The 16,297-nt window shown below is 67.8% G+C and carries 14 protein-coding genes and 1 pseudogene; 7 read left to right on the plus strand and 8 right to left on the minus strand.

Annotated features, from left to right (window positions below; translation table 11 throughout):
- Positions 1-50: 50 nt before the first annotated feature.
- The 6 genes from AC3A6X_RS28790 to AC3A6X_RS28815 all read right to left on the minus strand — a co-directional run bounded on the left by AC3A6X_RS28790 (position 51) and on the right by AC3A6X_RS28815 (position 8,016).
- Positions 51-1,502 carry a flavin-containing monooxygenase gene (locus AC3A6X_RS28790; protein WP_487845359.1) on the minus strand — a complete coding sequence of 484 codons (1,452 nt, stop codon included), beginning with the start codon at positions 1,500-1,502 and terminating at the stop codon, positions 51-53.
- A gap of 25 nt (positions 1,503-1,527) precedes the next feature.
- Positions 1,528-2,559, minus strand: a complete 1,032-nt coding sequence (locus AC3A6X_RS28795; protein WP_487845360.1) for a methionine synthase — start codon at positions 2,557-2,559, stop codon at positions 1,528-1,530.
- Between the two features lie 775 nt (positions 2,560-3,334).
- The gene (locus tag AC3A6X_RS28800) at positions 3,335-4,570 is read right to left on the minus strand and encodes a M20 family metallopeptidase (protein ID WP_487845361.1); all 1,236 of its coding nucleotides are present in this window, start codon (positions 4,568-4,570) and stop codon (positions 3,335-3,337) included.
- A 1-nt stretch (position 4,571) separates the two neighbouring features.
- Complete coding sequence (gene uraD / locus AC3A6X_RS28805) at positions 4,572-6,374, minus strand: 2-oxo-4-hydroxy-4-carboxy-5-ureidoimidazoline decarboxylase (protein WP_487845362.1); 1,803 nt, start codon at positions 6,372-6,374, stop codon at positions 4,572-4,574.
- Between the two features lies 1 nt (position 6,375).
- Positions 6,376-7,329, minus strand: coding sequence for an allantoinase PuuE (gene puuE, locus AC3A6X_RS28810; protein ID WP_487845363.1), 954 nt, complete (start codon positions 7,327-7,329; stop codon positions 6,376-6,378).
- A 9-nt stretch (positions 7,330-7,338) separates the two neighbouring features.
- A complete protein-coding gene (locus AC3A6X_RS28815; protein ID WP_106557178.1) occupies positions 7,339-8,016 on the minus strand; it encodes a GntR family transcriptional regulator in 678 nt (225 codons plus the stop codon).
- 74 nt (positions 8,017-8,090) lie between these two features.
- Between AC3A6X_RS28815 and uraH the strand changes: the two genes are divergently transcribed.
- Positions 8,091-8,453 carry a hydroxyisourate hydrolase gene (gene uraH / locus AC3A6X_RS28820; protein WP_487845364.1) on the plus strand — a complete coding sequence of 121 codons (363 nt, stop codon included), beginning with the start codon at positions 8,091-8,093 and terminating at the stop codon, positions 8,451-8,453.
- Here uraH and AC3A6X_RS28825 read toward each other — a convergent pair.
- A complete protein-coding gene (locus AC3A6X_RS28825) occupies positions 8,438-8,971 on the minus strand; it encodes a hypothetical protein (protein ID WP_487845365.1) in 534 nt (177 codons plus the stop codon). The two genes, uraH and AC3A6X_RS28825, sit on opposite strands and share 16 nt — an antisense overlap.
- Positions 8,972-9,024: 53 nt before the next feature.
- Here AC3A6X_RS28825 and xdhC point away from each other — a divergent pair, with 53 nt between their 5' ends.
- The 5 genes from xdhC (at position 9,025) to AC3A6X_RS28850 (ending at position 14,694) form a co-directional block, all read left to right on the plus strand.
- Positions 9,025-9,840: a xanthine dehydrogenase accessory protein XdhC gene (gene xdhC, locus AC3A6X_RS28830; RefSeq protein WP_487845366.1), complete on the plus strand. Its 816-nt coding sequence runs from the start codon at positions 9,025-9,027 to the stop codon at positions 9,838-9,840.
- Between the two features lie 183 nt (positions 9,841-10,023).
- The gene (locus AC3A6X_RS28835; protein WP_487845367.1) at positions 10,024-11,232 is read left to right on the plus strand and encodes a urate hydroxylase PuuD; all 1,209 of its coding nucleotides are present in this window, start codon (positions 10,024-10,026) and stop codon (positions 11,230-11,232) included.
- A 52-nt stretch (positions 11,233-11,284) separates the two neighbouring features.
- Positions 11,285-12,048, plus strand: a protein-coding gene (locus tag AC3A6X_RS28840) for an IS5 family transposase (RefSeq protein ID WP_487845368.1) whose coding sequence is annotated in 2 segments (ribosomal slippage) — positions 11,285-11,600 and positions 11,600-12,048 — 765 coding nt in all. Because the reading frame shifts where the segments join, the coding sequence is not laid out codon by codon here.
- 66 nt (positions 12,049-12,114) lie between these two features.
- Complete coding sequence (locus tag AC3A6X_RS28845; RefSeq protein ID WP_487845369.1) at positions 12,115-13,443, plus strand: glycerate kinase type-2 family protein; 1,329 nt, start codon at positions 12,115-12,117, stop codon at positions 13,441-13,443.
- 255 nt (positions 13,444-13,698) lie between these two features.
- The gene (locus tag AC3A6X_RS28850; RefSeq protein WP_487845370.1) at positions 13,699-14,694 is read left to right on the plus strand and encodes a substrate-binding domain-containing protein; all 996 of its coding nucleotides are present in this window, start codon (positions 13,699-13,701) and stop codon (positions 14,692-14,694) included.
- Between the two features lie 4 nt (positions 14,695-14,698).
- Here AC3A6X_RS28850 and AC3A6X_RS28855 read toward each other — a convergent pair whose 3' ends face one another.
- Positions 14,699-15,601: a LysR family transcriptional regulator gene (locus tag AC3A6X_RS28855; protein WP_487845371.1), complete on the minus strand. Its 903-nt coding sequence runs from the start codon at positions 15,599-15,601 to the stop codon at positions 14,699-14,701.
- 113 nt (positions 15,602-15,714) lie between these two features.
- Here AC3A6X_RS28855 and AC3A6X_RS28860 point away from each other — a divergent pair.
- Positions 15,715-16,275: pseudogene (locus AC3A6X_RS28860) on the plus strand (aldolase/citrate lyase family protein); the annotation flags it as partial.
- Positions 16,276-16,297 lie beyond the last annotated feature (22 nt).

A 16,297-nucleotide genomic window follows, 5' to 3' on the forward strand; every position in this document is an offset into this window, starting at 1 on the left:
CTACGGCGAAGCGGCGAGCGGTTGTGAGGTCTCGAGGCCGGTGCTGCAAGTCAGGCCGAGAAGCGCATCACCCCGTCATCCAACGCCGCGAAGCGCAGGCTCATCAGGTCGGACAGATAGTCCTGGTTCAGTTTCCACGGCCTCTTCGCGCCCTGCCTGGGCAACTGGTCCATCGCGCGCTGGAAGTAGCCCGACGAGAAATCGGTCCAGGGCGCGAGCGGCAGGGCGCGCGGGTCGAGATGCGGCCGGCACTGTCGCGCGCCGGTGCGCTGCATGTGCCGCAGCAATCGGCACACGAAGACACTGGCCAAGTCTGCCTTCAGCGTCCACGAGGCATTCGTGTAGCCGAAGATCGACACCAGGTTCGGCACGTCGCCGAACATCAGCCCCTTGTAGCTGACCAGTTCCGAGCCGACCAGCGGCCGGCCGTCGACGCTGAACTCGAACGCGCCCAGCGGCCGCAGCTTCAGGCCGGTGGCGGTGACCACCAGGTCTGCCTCCAGCTCAGCGCCGCCCGCGAGTTGCAGACCGCGTTCGGTGAAGCGCTCGATGCGGTCGGTGACGATGCTCGCCCGTCCCGCGCGGATGGCCTTGAACAGGTCGCCGTCGGGCACCAGGCACAGGCGCTGCTCCCAGGGGTTGTAGCGGGGCGTGAAGTGCGTGGCGATGTCGTAGTCCGGCCCGAGCTGGCGGCGCACCAGCTTGATCATCATCGACCGCGCCGCCTGCGGGCGACGCCGACACAGGCGGAAGATGTACATCGCGAGCAGCAGATTCTTCCAGCGCGTGATCGCATGCCCCGCCCCAGCGCCCGCGACGCGCTGAAGCCAGCGCGCCACCGGATCCGCCGACGGCCGCGAGAGCACGTAGCTCGGCGAGCGCTGCAGCATGGTCACGTGCGCGGCCCGCTCGGCCAGCGCGGGAACCAGCGTGACCGCGGTGGCGCCGCTGCCGATCACCACCACGCGCCGGCCGGCGTAGTCGATGTCGGCGGGCCAGTGCTGCGGATGAACGATGCGGCCGGCGAAGCGCTCGCGGCCTTCGAACTCGGGCGTGTAGCCCTCGGCATCGTCGTAGTAGCCGATGCACATCAACAGAAAGGTGCAGCGCAGGCGCAGCGGCTCGGCGGCATCGCGCTCGATGTCCACGGTCCAGGCGGCTTCGGCGGACGACCACGCAGCCCGGCGCAGCCGGTGGCCGAAGCGGATGCGATCCTCGATGCCGTGCTCGCGCGCGGTGTCGCGCAGGTACTGGAGGATGGCCGGCCCTTCGGCGATGGCCTTGTCCCCGGTCCACGGCCGGAATGAATAGCCCAGCGTGTACATGTCGGAGTCGGAGCGCACACCCGGGTAGCGAAAGAGGTCCCAGGTGCCGCCGAGCGCCTGGCGCGCCTCGATGATGGCGAAGCTGCGGTCGGGGCATCGCTTCTGCAGGTGGCAGGCGGCGCCGATGCCGGACAGGCCGGCGCCGACGATCAGCACATCGACGGTTTCGTCGGCCATGCGGGCGCTCCCGGGCCGTGGGGCTTCAGCCGTAGCGCCGGCGCGCGAGCGCGGCGCCCTCGGCCAGCGCCTGCAGCTTCTTCAGCGCGATGGCCCGGTCCATCGGCGCGAGGCCGCAGTTGGTGCAGGGCAGGAGCCGCTCCTTCGGCACGTGCTGCAGCGCCTTGCCGATGGTGTCGGCCACTTGCTCGGGCGTCTCGACCTCATCGCTCGCCACGTCGATGACACCGACCATCACGTCCTTGCCCTCCAGCAGGCGCATGAGCTGCGGCGGCACGTGCGAGTGGAAGCACTCCAGGCTCACCTGGTCGATGCGGCTCTTCGCGAGCGCCGGAAACACGGCCTCGTACTGGCGCCACTCCTCGCCGAGCGAGGCCTTCCAGTCGATGTTGGCCTGGATGCCGTAGCCATAGCAGATGTGGACCGCGGTGGTGCATCGCAGCCCCTGCGCGGCGCGTTCGAGCGCCCGCACGCCCCAGTCCGCGGCCTCCTTCAGGTAAACGTTGAAGGCCGGCTCGTCGAACTGCACGATGTCGATGCCGTCGGCTTCGAGGGCCAGCGCCTCCTGGTTCAGCAGCTCGGCGAAGGCCATCGCCAGCGCCACCCGGTCGCCGTAGTGGCGGTCGGCCACGGTGTCGACGATGGTCATGGGGCCCGGCAGGGTGAACTTGGTGCGGCGCTGCGTGTGGGCGCGCAGCAGCTGCGCCTCCGCGGCATGCACGCGGCCCGCGAGGCGCAGCGGCCCCACCACCTGCGGCACCATCGCGTCGTAGCGGTTGTCGCGGATGCCCATCTTCACCTTGTGCTCGAAGTCGATGCCCTCGACCCGTTCGAGAAAGCCGTGGACGAAATGCTGGCGCGACTGCTCGCCGTCGCCGATCACGTCGAGGCCGGCATCTTCCTGGGCCTTGATCCACAGCAGCGTGGCGTCGGCCTTGGCCTGGGCGAGCTCGGCGCCTTCGGGCTTCCAGGTCGGCCAAAGCTTGCGGGTTTCGGCCAGCCAGGCGGGCTTGGGCAGGCTGCCGGCGATGGTGGAGCTGAAGAGGGGTCGGGACATGAGGGCACCTCGCGGAGGATGACGGTGCGAGGGTAAGTCAATTCCGGATGACCAGCGCGCTGGCCCGTCGCCGGGCTGCTTGTTCAACAGGCAATCCGGCCGCAGGCCTTGCGGGACAAGGCTTGCGCGAGTTGTTCCGGCGCTTTTCCACAAAGTTGTCCCCGGTTCTGGGGGACAGCAGCGCACTTGCGTGGTGGACGTCTGCTTGCGCGCTGCAAAGGCGCCCACGGGTCCGCTGCGGCGCGCCGCTGTGGCGGTCGTCGCTTCGCGCCGACTTCCCTGCGATGCTCACGCAGCCGGCCTGCCGCAGAACTCCCTGCGTTCACTTCGTTCCAAGCGCTGGACAAGTAGTGCCGTTATCCCAGCCGTCCCCAAGCGCTGAATGCGTGGGGCCGGGGCCGGTTTTGGTGTCGGTCTTGGTGTCGGGTTGGGATTGGGTTGGGGTTGGTATTCAGGTCAACCCCAACGTGTCCTCCGCGGAAGGTGGTCTGCGGGCCGGGCGAATTCTGGGGCGGTGAGGAGCGCAGCCTGGGGGCGGGCGCGCCTGCCGAAGGACAGGCGCGCTTCGTTGTCTAGCTCGCCGCGGCTGTTTGAGCGTAGCGCGCCGAAGGAGCGCGTAGCGAGTTCCGCGGCGCCGCCCCCGGGCGAGCACCGCAACGGAGTCGGCGCGACGCGCCGACCGCCCCAGTATGAGCCTGGACCGCAGACCGCCTTCCGCGGCGCGCAGGCTGCATCAACACTTGCGCGCCAATGCAGCTTCACCGATGAGTCCGCCTCAGGCCAACAGATCCTTAAGCGTACGCGCGATGACCTTGGTCGCGCGCCGCAGGTCTTCCAGCACCACGCGCTCGTCGCTGCGCTTGGCGTGCGACTCGAGCACGCTGCGCGGGCCGGCGCCGTAGATCACGCCGGGAATGCCTGCCTCGCCGTAGAGCCGCACGTCGGTGTACAGCGGCGTGCCCATGGCCTTGATCGGCTCGCCGAAGACCTGGTGGCCGTGCTTCTGGATCGCCTCGACCAGCGGCTTGTTGCCCGGCAGCGGCTTCATCGAATTGGCCAGCAGCAGGCGCTTGATCTCGACGGTGATGCCCGGCAACTGCGCGGCGGCGTCGGTGATCACCTGGCGGATGGTGGCCTCGACCTCGGCCGGATGCTCCTCGGGGATCATGCGGCGGTCGAGCTTGAAGACCACCTTGCCGGGCACGACGTTGGTGTTGGTGCCGCCCTCGATGCGGCCCACGTTGAGGTAGGGGTGCGTGATGCCCTCGACCTTGGACGTGACCTGCTGGTAGAGCGTGTTCTGCGCATAGAGCGCGTTGAGGACGTGCACCGCGCCCTGCAGCGCATCGACGCCGGTGGTGGGCACGGCCGCGTGCGCCATCTTGCCGTGTACCGTCACCTCCATCTGCAGGCAGCCGTTGTGCGCCGTCACCACCTCGTAGCTGAAGCCGGCCGCAATCATCAGGTCGGGCTTGGTAAGGCCTTGCTCGAGCAGCCAGCCCGGGCCCAGCAGGCCGCCGAACTCCTCGTCGTAGGTGAAGTGCAGCTCGACGCTGCCCTTCGCCGGCTTCGCCACCGCCTCGAGGGCGCGCAGCGCGAAGGTGAAGCTCGCGAAGTCGCTCTTGCTGACCGCCGCGGCGCGGCCGTAGAGGCGGCCGTCCTCGATCTCGCCGCCGTAGGGGTCGTGCGTCCAGCCTTCGCCGGGGGGCACCACGTCGCCGTGAGCATTCAGCGCCACTGTCGGACCGGCCTCGCCGTACTTGCGCCGCACGATCAGGTTGGTGATCGATTCGAGACCGTAGTCCTTCACCTCCTGCGCCGGCACCGGATGCTTCTCGGCCACGAAGCCGAAGGTTTCGAGCAGCTCGGCGGTGCGCTCGGCATGCGGCGCGTTGTTGCCGGGCGGTGTGTCGGTGGGCACGCGCACCATCTGCTGGAGGAAGCGCACCTCCTCGTCGAAGTTGGCATCGATCCAGGCGTCGAGCTTGTCGTAGTCGGTGGTCGTCGTCATGTCAGTGCGCCTTCTCGTTGGCCAGGTTGTCCAGCAGCAATTGGAAGGCTTCCACCGCCAATTGCATGTCGTTGTTGGTGCTCGATTCGAGCGGGTTGTGGCTGATGCCCGAATTGATGCCGCGCACGAAGAGCATCGCCTGGGGCATCACTTCGTGCAGTTTCATCGCGTCGTGGCCGGCGCCGCTGGGCATGCGGTAGAGCGGCACGCCGAGCGCATCGACCGCCTGCTCCCAGCGCTGCTGCCAGGCCGGCGCGCTGGGCGCGGCCGAGGCCTTCATGCTTTCCTCCAGCGTGTAGCGCACGCCGCGGCGCTCGCAGATGGCCTTGAGCTCGGCGATCACGTCGGCCGCCAGCGCGTCGCGTTGCGGGTTGTTGGGTGCGCGCATGTCCAGGCTGAACTTGCAGCAGCCCGGCACCACGTTGATGGAGCCGCTGGGCACTTCGAGCATGCCGACGGTGGCGACCGAGTCGCCGTCCTTCGCGGCGCGCTGCTCGGCGAAGAGGATCAGTTCGGCCACCGCGGCGGCGGCATCGCGGCGCCGGGTCATCGGCGTGGTGCCGGCGTGGCTGGCCATGCCGATCACCTCGCCCACGTAGCGCACGCCGCCGTTGATCGAGGTCACGATGCCCAGCGGGAGGTCGAGCTCGGTCAGCACCGGGCCCTGCTCGATGTGTACTTCGACGAAGCCCAAATACTTGGACGGGTCGCGCTGCAGCTTCGGGATGTCTTCCTCCTTCAGGCCGGCCGCCGCGCGCGCCTCGCGCATGGTGATGCCGTCGGCGTCCTTCTGGTCCAGCCACTTCGGGTCGAAGTGGCCGGTCAGTGCGCCCGAGCCCAGGAAGGTGGCCTTGTAGCGCTGGCCTTCCTCTTCCGCGAAGCCGACGACCTCGAAGGCATAGGGCAGGCGCCGGTTCTGGCGCTTGAGCTCGCGCACGCAGGCGATCGGCACGAAGATGCCCAGCCGGCCGTCGTACTTGCCGCCGTTGCGCACGGTGTCGTAGTGCGAGCCGGTGAGCAGCGTCTTGGCGCCGGGCGTCGCGCCAGTCCCCGGGACGAAGCCCTCGGCTTCGTAGCGGCCCACCACGTTGCCGACCGCATCGATCTGAACGCTGTCGAAGCCGGTCTCGCGCATCCAGCCCGCGATCTGCTGCGCGCAGGCGCGGTGCGCGTCGGTCAGATAGGTGACGGTGAGCTGGCCCTTCTCGGCATAGCCCGGGTCGGTGTGCTGCGACAGCTGTTCCTGCCAGTCCCACACGTCGTTGCCGAGCGCGGGCGTCACGCCGAACTTGTCGTCCAGCCGGATCTCCGCAATGCGGTGGATGTTGCGCAGCGCCTCGCCGCGCTCGAAGTCGGCGGGATGGTGCAGCCGGCGCTCGAAGGTGTCGATGATCTCGCGCTTGGAAAGGCCCGTGCCGCGCGGCCCGCGCACCGCGAGGATGAAGGGGAAGCCGAACTTCGCGTTGTAGTCGGCGTTGAGCTGCTGGATCTTCGCGAACTCCTCCGGCGTGCAATCCGTGAGGCCGGCCTTGCCTTGCTCGTGGGTCGACTCGGCCGTCAGCGTCTTGCTGACCATGGCCTTGCCCGCGAGCTCGGGGTGGGCGCGGATCAGGCCCAGCTGTTCCTCCTCCGTGGCCTTGGAGACCGCCTGCACCAGCGCATGCTTGAGATGCGCCAGCGAGCGGAACGGCCGCGCCGCGGCGGCGCGCTGCGCGATCCACGGCGAATGCTCGTAGGTGCCGTCGAGCAGGGCCGCGACCTGGTCGGGCGTGGCGGCGTTCAATTGTTCGATGCTCAGGGCCATGTCAGGCTCCCTTCTGGTCGGTGTAAGGATGCGCGGCCTTCCAGTGACGCGCGATGTCGAGCCGGCGGCAGACCCACACGCGATCGTGCTTCGCGATGTGATCCAGGAAGCGCTGCAGCGCCGTGATGCGGCCGGGGCGTCCGAGCAGCCGGCAGTGCATGCCGATGCTCATCATCTTGGGTGCCTCGTCGCCCTCGGCGTAGAGCGCGTCGAAGCTGTCCTTCATGTACTGGAAGAAGGGGTCGGCATGCGAGTAGCCCTGGGGCAGCGCGAAGCGCATGTCGTTGCAGTCCAGCGTGTAGGGGACGATGAGCTGAGGCACCACAGAGCCGTCGGTCTTCTGCACCTTCATCCAGAAGGGCAGGTCGTCGCCGTAGTAGTCGCTGTCGTACTCGAAGCCGCCGTAGTCGGCCACCAGGCGGCGGGTGCGGGGGCTGTCGCGGCCGGTGTACCAGCCCAGGGCCCGCTCGCCGGTGAGCTTTTCGATCGCTTCCATGCCCAGGCGCATGTGCTCGCGCTCGGCGGCCTCGTCCATGTTCTGGTAGTGGATCCAGCGCCAGCCGTGGCAGGCGATCTCGTGGCCCAGCTCCTTGAAGGCGGCCGTGAGCTCGGGATAGCGCTCCAGCGCCATGCCGACGCCGAACACGGTGAGCGGCAGGCCGCGCTTCTCGAACTCGCGCAGGATGCGCCAGACGCCGGCACGCGAGCCGTACTCGTAGATGCCCTCCATGCTGATGTGCCGGTCCGGGAAGCTCGCCGGGTTGAACATCTCGGAGAGGAATTGCTCCGAACCCGCGTCGCCATGCAGCACGCAGTTCTCGCCGCCTTCCTCGTAGTTGAGGACGAACTGCACCGCGATGCGCGCGCGCCCGGGCCACTGGGCATGGGGCGGGTTGCGGCCGTAGCCGACCAGGTCGCGCGGGTAGGGCAGGGTGGTGTCGTAGATGGTGCTCATGGAAGGGTCTCAGGCGGCCAGGGCGACCGAGATGTCATGGGTGGGGACCTTGCGGTCGAAAACGAGATTGGCCTCGACGTTCAGCAGGTGCTCGGTCATCAACCGCACCGCGCGCTCCTCGTCCTTCGCGGCCAGCGCCTTCACGATGTCGGCGTGCTCGTCGTTGGAGTGCTCGGCCGCCGTCGCGCTCTGGTACATCAGCGTGATGAGGGCGCAGCGCGAGATCAGCTCGCCGAGGATCTGCGCCAGCACCTGGTTGCCCATCAGCTCGGCCATGCGGACGTGGAAGTCGCCCAGCAGCTCGGTGCGCCCCGAGATGTCTTCCCCCGAGACCGCGGCCTTCTCGAGCGCCACGTGCTCCTTGAGCGCCTTGATCTTCGCCGGCGTGACGTTGCGCACGAACTCGCGCGTCATCTCGGCCTCCAGCATGCGGCGCACGGCGAAGACCTGCTTGGCCTCGTCGACCGCGGGCGCCGCCACGAAGGCGCCGCGTGCGGGCTCCAGCCGGATCAGCTTGTTCTGCGAGAGCTGGAACAGCGCCTGCCGCACCAGGGTGCGCGAGACGCCGAAGTGATCGGCCAGCTTCTGCTCGGCCAGCTTGCTACCCGGCTGCAGCCGGTGCTCCACGATGGCCTTGGTGAGCGCATCGACGATCGCGCGGGTGGTGGTCGAATCCATGGTTTTCATGATAGACCCAAAGCCGAGAAGTGTATACACTTTTGTCGACCGGAATTTCCCCAATGCCTTGAAGGAGCATCACCATGGGCCTCAGCACCCACGTCCTCGACACCATGCACGGCGGCCCCGCGGCCGGCATGGAGGTCGCGCTTTACACCACCGACGGCACCGGCGAGGACGCGCGCGCCACGCTGGTCCGGCGCTTCACGCTGAATGCGGACGGGCGCAGCGACGGTCCGCTCTACGGCGACGGCGCGCTGAAGACGGGCACCTACCGCCTGGTGTTCGACGTGGCGGGTTATTTCAAGTCACGCGGCGTGACGCTGCCCGAGCCGAACTTCCTGAACCGCGTGACGCTGGACTTCGGCGTGGCGAACGCCCACCAGCACTACCACGTGCCGCTGCTGGTCAGCCCCTGGAGCTACTCCACTTACCGCGGGTCCTGAAACTGCGAGAGCTGTCCTTCGGTCAGCGTGTCGAGCTGGAAATGCCCGCTCTTGTCCCACAGCCAGGTGTCCGTCCAGGTCAGCTTGCCGATGCGGCTCGCGGCCGGGTAGGGCGCGGCCGCCAGCACGGTGCGCTCGATCTCGGCGATCACCTCGGGCGCATGCTTGGGCGCTCGCATCCAGTTCATGCTGGTCACGCGGCCGTTCGCGTCGAGGCTGACCGAGAGCGTGCCGATGGCGTAGAGCAGCGGCGGCAGCTTGCCGGCGTAGATACGGTTGCCGTTGCGTGCGTAGATATGGCGGGCGGCGTCCTGCTTGTACTCGCGCGGCGTGCCGGCGTTCGAGGGGCGCGGAGTGGCGCCGGCGCCCTGGGCCGGCACGGCCGTCGCGTCGCTGAGCTGGCCGGGCACGGAGCCCGTCGATCCTGGAAGTCCGCCGCAGCCGACGAGGCCCAGGGCTGTGGTCAAGGCGGCCGCGAAGGCGCGGCGAAGGGGCGTGGCAAGCAGCGTGAAGGTCATGCGGAGATTTATACCGTGGCAGCATGGCCCTGGAGCAACCGGAGGTATCGCGGATGAACGGCCTGGTCGACGAACTGCTGGCGCGCCTCGCGCGTGGCGAGGAGGGCGTGCTGGTGCGCGTCGTGCGCACGCAGGGCTCGGCGCCGCGCGAGGCCGGCACCTGGATGGCGGTGTGGGCCGAGGGCCTCACCGCCACCATCGGCGGCGGGCAGCTCGAGTACCAGGCCACCGACGAGGCGCGCGGCTGGCTCGCGGGCGGCGCGGCGATCGAGGGCGTGCGCCGCTACCCGCTGGGCCCGACCCTGGGCCAGTGCTGCGGCGGCGTGGTCTTTCTTTCGTACCAGCGCATCGCGGCGGCCGATGCCAAGTCGCTGCAGACCGAACTGCTGGCGCACCTGGAACCGGTGGCCCTCTTCGGCGGCGGCCATGTGGGCGCGGCGCTGGCGCGGCTCCTGTCCACGCTGCCCTTCAAGGTGCGCTGGATCGACAGCCGCGACGGCGTGTTCCCCGATGCGCTGCCGGCCCAGATCGAGACCGAGCATTCCGACCCGGTGCAAGACGCGGTGGCGCAGCTGGAGCCCGGCTCGCGCGTGCTGATCATGAGCTTCAGCCATGCCGAGGACCTGGACATCGTGATCGCCTGCCTCAAGCGCCTGCGCGCGCGCGAAGACCTGCCCTACGTGGGGTTGATCGGCAGCAAGACCAAGTGGGCCACCTTCGGCCACCGGCTGGAGGCGCGCGGCTTCACGGCGCAGGAGCTGGCGCGCATCACCTGCCCGATCGGCGTACAGGGCATTACGGGCAAGGAGCCCGAGGTGATCGCGGTGGCCGTGGCGGCACAGCTTTTGCAGAGCCTGTACCGCGTGTGAGGGCGGATCAGGGTTTTCCTGCAAGCCTGCGCCGCAAAAAATCCTCGAATCCATCGCCAAAAGTGTATACACTCCAGTCCACAAGCCGCAGCGGAGCGAGGCCTTTTCAGGGGCCTGCGTTCGCGGCCCTTTCTCTGCTTACAGCGCCCGCAGTGGTGAGCAGTCCAAACCAAGGTTGAGCACATGGAAAGCTACTACCTCGACTGGGCCAATCTGCTGCTGCGCTGGGTCCACGTCATCACCGCCATCGCGTGGATCGGCGCCTCCTTCTACTTCGTGATGCTGGACAACAGCCTCGAGAAGCCGCAGGACCCCGAGTCCCTCGACAAGGGCGTCGGCGGCGAGCAGTGGGCGGTGCACGGCGGCGGCTTCTACAACATGCAGAAGTACGCGCTGGCGCCCAAGAAGCTGCCGGACCACCTGCACTGGTCCTACTGGGAAAGCTACTCCACCTGGATCACCGGCTTCGCGCTCTTCACGATGTCCTATCTGTGGAACGCGAGCACCTACCTGATCGACAAGTCCAAGATGGACTGGCAGCCCGGCGCCGCCATCGGCGTGGCGCTGGCCTTCTTCGTCGTCTTCTGGATGGTCTACGACGCCATCTGCCAGATCTTCGGCCAGCGCAAGAACGGCGACACCATCGTCGGCGTGCTGGTGGCGGTCTTCATCGCCTTCGCCACCTGGCTGGCCTGCCAGTGGTTCGCCGGCCGCGCCGCCTTCCTGCTGGTGGGCGCGATGATGGCCACGACCATGAGCGGCAACGTGTTCTTCTGGATCATCCCCGGCCAGCGCAAGAACGTGCAGGCGCTGCGCGAGGGCCGGCCGGTCGACCCGATCCACGGCGCGCGCGGCAAGCAGCGCAGCGTTCACAACACCTACTTCACGCTGCCGGTGCTGTTCGCGATGCTGAGCAACCACTACAGCTTCACCTACACGCACAAGTACAACTGGATCGTGCTGCTGCTGATCATGCTGGGCGGCGCGGCGATCCGGCAGTTCTTCGTGGTGCGGCACCGCTTCAAGCTGGGCAATGCGGGCAACCCGCTGCCCTACGCGATGGTCGGCGTCGTGGTGCTGGGTTTGTCGATCGTCTGGATGCGGCCCGAGCCCGCCGCCGCGCCGATGGCCAGCGCCGCCGCGTCGCAGAAGGTGGCCTTCGGCGACGTCAAGAAGGTGCTGGAGCAGCGCTGCTACATGTGCCACGGCGCCCAGGTGCAGATGAAGAACGTGCGCCTCGACACGCCCGACCAGGTGGCCGCGCATGCGCAGGGCGTCTACCAGCAGGCGGTGGTCACCAAGATCATGCCGATGAACAACTCCACCGGCATGACCGATGCAGAGCGCGCGCTGATCGCCAAGTGGTTCGAGGGCGGCGCGAAGACCAACTAGGGCGTGTTAACACTAATTGAGTTGACCATGGATGACGAGAGATACTTCATGCATGGAGATCACTCAAGCCCAGTTTGCCCAGATCGAGCACTGCTTGCCGCTGCAACGCGGCAATGTCAGTCTGTCGAATCTGAGTGTGTTGAACGCCATCCTGTATGTCGCCGAGCACGGCTGCAAATGGCGCGGCCTGCCCAAGCGCTTCGGCAACTGGCACACCATCTATACGCGCATGAACCGCTGGTCCAAAAGCGGCGTGTTGGACCGTGTATTCGAGGAGCTTCAAAGAGCCCAGGTGGTGCGCATCCGCATCGAGGCGGTGTCGCTGGACAGCACCATCGTGAAGGTGCATCCAGATGGCACGGGGGCGCTAAAAAAAACGGCCCCCAGTCCATCGGCAAATCCAGAGGCGGGTGGAGCACCAAGATTCATATGGTTGCCGCGGATGCTCGAACGGCCGTAACGTTTTCCTTGTCGCCTGGCCAGGCGCACGATGCACCTGCCGGGCGTGCACTGCTCAGCCGCCTGGGCGCGCCGGATCGGCCGCTTCATCTGCTCATGGACCGCGCCTACGAAGGCAACGAGACGCGGCAGCTCGCGCTCGATCTGGGCTTTATCCCCGTCGTGCCGCCTGTGAAGACGCGAGTCGAACCTTGGGAGTACGACCGCGAGATGTACAAGCGCCGCAATGAGGTGGAGCGACTGTTCCGGCGCCTGAAGGGCTATCGCCGCATCTTCTCCCGCTTCGAGAAGCTCGACGTGATGTTCGTTGGCTTCATCAGCTTCGCGCTGATCGCCGACGGGCTTCGTTTGTGTTAACAGGCCCTAGCACGCTCGGGCGCCGCGGCAGGCCGTGGACAATCGGGCAACGGAGACCGAAACCCCATGAACGCATCCCAAGCCCTGCCCGATCCCCACGCCGCGCCGCGCGACTTCCTCGAACAGCTCTACCGCATCGCGGTCCGGCGCGCGCTGCCGCTGGACAGCATGGGCGCACACCTGCCCCAGCCGCCCAAGGGCCGCACCCTGGTGCTCGGCGCCGGCAAGGCCGGCGGCTCGATGGCGCAGGCGCTGGAGGCCCTGTGGCCGGCCGATGCGCCACTTTCGGGCCTGGTGGTCACGCGCTACGACCACATCCCGCCGCGGCCCGAGGGGCTGGCAAAGCGCATCGAGATCGTCGAGGCCGCGCATCCGGTGCCGGACGAAGCCGGGCTCAAGGCGGCCGAGCGCATTCTTGCGTTGACGCATGGCCTCACGGCCGACGACCTGGTGCTGTGCCTCATCTCCGGCGGCGGCTCGGCGCTGCTCACGCTGCCGGCCGAAGGGCTGACGCTGGCGGACAAGCAGCGCATCAACAAGCAACTGCTCGAATCGGGCGCGCACATCGGCGAGATGAATTGCGTGCGCAAGCATCTGTCGCGCATCAAGGGCGGCAGGCTGGCCGCCGCCTGTGGTCCGGCGAAGGTGGTGACGCTCACCATCAGCGACGTGCCCGGCGACGACCCGGCCGTGATCGCCAGCGGCCCCACCGTGCCTGACGCGACGACTTGCGCCGATGCGCTGGCCATCCTCGACCGCTATCGCATCGAAGTGCCGCCGGCCGTGCGGGCGCAGCTCGACAGCGGCGCGCTCGAAACGCCCAAGCCCGACGACGCCATCTTCAAAGGCCATGTGACGCACCTGATCGCCACGCCGCAGCAGTCGCTCGAAGCCGCGGCCGCAGCAGCGCGCGCGGCCGGCATCGAGGCCCACATCCTCAGCGACGAGATGGAAGGCGAGTCGCGCGAGGTCGGCAAGGTGCATGGCGCGCTGGCGCGCGCGGTCGCGCTGCGCGGTGCGCCCTTTGCGAAGCCCTGCGTGATCCTGTCGGGCGGCGAGACCACGGTCACCATCCGGCCGCGCCAGCCCGGCCAGGCCAAGGGCCGCGGCGGCCGTGCCGGCGAGTTCTGCCTCGGCCTCGCGGGCGCACTGGCGGGACAGGAGAAGGTGTGGGGCCTGGCCGCTGATACCGACGGCATCGACGGCGTGGAAGACAACGCCGGCGCCTTCGTCACGCCGGACACCCTGGCGCGCGCCGAGGCGGCGGGCCGCAAGTTGGCGGATCACCTGGATCGCAACGATGCCTATGGGTACTTCGATGCGATCGGGGATCTGTGCGTGACGGGGCCGACGCATACCAACGTCAACGACTTTCGGGCGTTGCTGGTGCTGTAGCCGCCGGCTGGCGGCACGACGACAGGAAAGAATTGTGACGCGCGCTGCATCGCGCAGAAGCCACAGTTGAATCCGCCCTGATTGTGGTGACATTTCGCGGCGACAGGCCCGAGGATCGCGCAAACGATTGATCGAGTGCGTTCACAATTCGCGCGCTCATTGATCGGTTAACTGCAACGCGCGCCAGCGAAATCCGCTTCCCCGAACACGCCCCGCGAGCTATCGTTTCGGCCCAACTACGTGGGAGCGATAGAGATGATTCAGAAGGCATTGGCCGCATTCATGGCCGTGGCATTCATGGTGGCCGGCAGCAGCGCAGCCGCTCAGGACAAGAAGACCATCGTCACGGTCGTCAAGGTGAGCGGCATTCCCTGGTTCAAGCGGATGGAAGAGGGCGTCAAGGCGTTCGGCGAGTCTTCGCCTGGCGTCAGCACCAGCCAAGCCGGGCCGTCAGAAGCTGTCGGCGCGCCGCAGGTCAAGCTGATCGAAGAAGTGATCGCCAGAAAGGTCGACGCGATCGCCATCGTGCCGACGGACCCAGCGGCCATCGAAGAGGTGGCAAGGCGGGCCATGCAGAGCGGCATCGTCGTGGTGACCCACGAGGCCGACAACCAGAAGAACACCATGGCCGACATCGAGGCCTTCGACAACGCCGCCTTCGGCGCCGGCCTGAACGAGCGCATGGCCCAGTGCATGGGCCACGCCGGCAAGTGGACGTCCTTTGTCGGCACCCGCGGCAGCCGCACCCATGTGCAGTGGACCGATGGCGGTGCGGCCAACGCCAGGAAGCACGCAGGCATGCTTCTGGTGGATGCCCTGAACGAATCCAACGACGACGCGGACAAGGCGTACGAAAAGGCCAAGGAAATCCTGAAGAAGCACCCCGACATCAAGGGCTTCCAGGGCTCGGCGTCGAGCGACGTCGTCGGCATCGGCCGCGCTATCGAAGAGGCCGGGCTGCAGGGCAAGACATGCGTCTACGGCACGGGCCTGCCCAGCCGGACGGCCAGGCTGCTCGAATCGGGCGCGGTGAAAGGCATCGGCTTCTGGGACCCGAAGAACGCCGGCCTCGCGATGAATCGGGTGGCGAAGCTGCTGCTCGACAAGAAGCCCATCACCGACGGGATGGACCTGGGCGTGCCGGGCTACGACAAGGTGATCGTCAGAAAGGGGGCGGGCGGCGGATTACTGATCATCGGCAAAGCCGACGTGATTGCCGACAAGAGCACCTACAAGTCCTACCCCTTCTGAGCATTCAACGCCCCCCACGCCTCGCCCGCCCCGCAGCCACCGGAAACAAGGCCATCGCCTCCTCCCGCATCGCCTCCACCAGCCGCAGCCTGAGCGAGGCGCGCGACCAGATCAGTCCGACACGCCGCGGCTCGAAGGGCAAGGGCAGGGGGATGCGCACCAGGTTGAGTCCTTCGGGCCAGGGCCGGATCCAGTCCGGCACCAGCGAGATCCCGAGCCCCCGGTCGACCATCACCGCGATGGGCCCCAGCGCATTGAGCTCGAAGCGCTCGCGCGGCTTGATGCCTGCCTTGCGCAGGTACTGGTCGGCCAGCCGGCCGCCCCATTGCGTTCGGTCGTAGCGAATGAGCGGCTGGCTCATCAGGAGTTCGTGCGGGTCGGCGTTCGCCCATTTGGCTGGCGCCAGGACCACCAGCGGCTCCTCGCGCAACAATTGCCAGCCCAGGGTCTTGGGCAATGCCACCGGCGACTGCAGGACGATGGCCGCGTCGAGCTCGCCGCGCTGCACGGCCGGGTGCATGTCCACCGAGTAGCCGGGCTGGACATACACGTTCACGCCCGGGTAGCGCTTCACCAGCGCGGCCAGGATGTCCGGCACCATGCCGAGCAGCGCATTGGTGCCGGCGCCCAGGCGCAGGTCGCCCGAGAGCGTCGCGTCGTTGGCGACCGTGCGCAGGTCGGTCACCTGGGTCAGCCGCTCGCGGGCGCGCTCGACGATGCGGTCGCCCGGCTCCGTCGGCGTGACCGTGCGGCCCATGCGCTTGACCAGCGGCGTGCCCATCTCGCGCTCCAGAGCGCGCACCTGTTGGCCCACGGCTGCCGGCGTGAGGTTGAGCCGGCGTGCGGCTTCAGCCATCGAGCCGTGCTCCACGACGGCCACGAAGCTCTTGAGGAAGTCGGTGTTCAAGGCGCGCCCTTTGGAAAAATAAAGAAAAACTACCTTCTGAAGATAGCACCAGCCGGTTTTTTCTTTCGATTTCGGCGCGCAGACTCTGCTTCAATTCTTGAGGAGAAAACACAATGCGCAGCAAGCTTTTCATCCCCGGCTCGCGTCCGGAGCTCTTTGCCAAGGCCTTGTCGGGCCCCGCCGCCGCGTTGTCCTTCGACCTCGAGGATGCAGTAGTCGAAGAGCGCAAGGTCGAGGCGCGCAGCCAGGTGAGCGAACTCCTGCGCTCGCCGGCGGCAGAGGCCACGGGCAAGACGCTGATCGTGCGGGTCAACGCCATCGACACCGCGCATTTCGAAGCCGACGTGGCCGCTGTCGCGTGTGATGGCCTGCACCTGTTGAACCTGCCCAAGGCCGAGTCCGTCGAGCAAGTCCGGGCCGCAATAGCTGCGCTCGAGGCGGCCGAGCGCGCCAACGGCGTCACCCGGCCCGCGCGGCTGTTGCTCAACGTGGAATCGGCGCGTGGCCTGCAGCAGGCCGCTGCCATGGCGCAGGCGCACACGCGCGTGGCCGGCCTGCAGCTGGGCTTGGGGGACTTCTTCGAGCCGCTGGGCATCATGCGCCGCGACGCGGCCAATGTGCATGCCGCGATGTTCGCGATGCGCATGGCGGCGGCACAGGCTGGTGTTTTCGCATACGACGGGGCCTTCCCCGACG

The organism is Variovorax sp. Soil_C_12 (assembly GCF_057657375.1).

Excerpts from the sequence above, each read along its gene's own strand:
- AC3A6X_RS28790 (WP_487845359.1), bottom strand. The coding sequence starts at position 1,502 with ATGGCCGACGAAACCGTCGATGTGCTGATCGTCGGCGCCGGCCTGTCC.
- AC3A6X_RS28795 (WP_487845360.1), bottom strand. The coding sequence starts at position 2,559 with ATGTCCCGACCCCTCTTCAGCTCCACCATCGCCGGCAGCCTGCCCAAG.
- AC3A6X_RS28800 (WP_487845361.1), bottom strand. The coding sequence starts at position 4,570 with ATGACGACGACCACCGACTACGACAAGCTCGACGCCTGGATCGATGCC.
- uraD (WP_487845362.1), bottom strand. The coding sequence starts at position 6,374 with ATGGCCCTGAGCATCGAACAATTGAACGCCGCCACGCCCGACCAGGTC.
- puuE (WP_487845363.1), bottom strand. The coding sequence starts at position 7,329 with ATGAGCACCATCTACGACACCACCCTGCCCTACCCGCGCGACCTGGTC.
- AC3A6X_RS28815 (WP_106557178.1), bottom strand. The coding sequence starts at position 8,016 with ATGAAAACCATGGATTCGACCACCACCCGCGCGATCGTCGATGCGCTC.
- uraH (WP_487845364.1), top strand. The coding sequence starts at position 8,091 with ATGGGCCTCAGCACCCACGTCCTCGACACCATGCACGGCGGCCCCGCG.
- AC3A6X_RS28825 (WP_487845365.1), bottom strand. The coding sequence starts at position 8,971 with ATGACCTTCACGCTGCTTGCCACGCCCCTTCGCCGCGCCTTCGCGGCC.
- xdhC (WP_487845366.1), top strand. The coding sequence starts at position 9,025 with ATGAACGGCCTGGTCGACGAACTGCTGGCGCGCCTCGCGCGTGGCGAG.
- AC3A6X_RS28835 (WP_487845367.1), top strand. The coding sequence starts at position 10,024 with ATGGAAAGCTACTACCTCGACTGGGCCAATCTGCTGCTGCGCTGGGTC.
- AC3A6X_RS28845 (WP_487845369.1), top strand. The coding sequence starts at position 12,115 with ATGAACGCATCCCAAGCCCTGCCCGATCCCCACGCCGCGCCGCGCGAC.
- AC3A6X_RS28850 (WP_487845370.1), top strand. The coding sequence starts at position 13,699 with ATGATTCAGAAGGCATTGGCCGCATTCATGGCCGTGGCATTCATGGTG.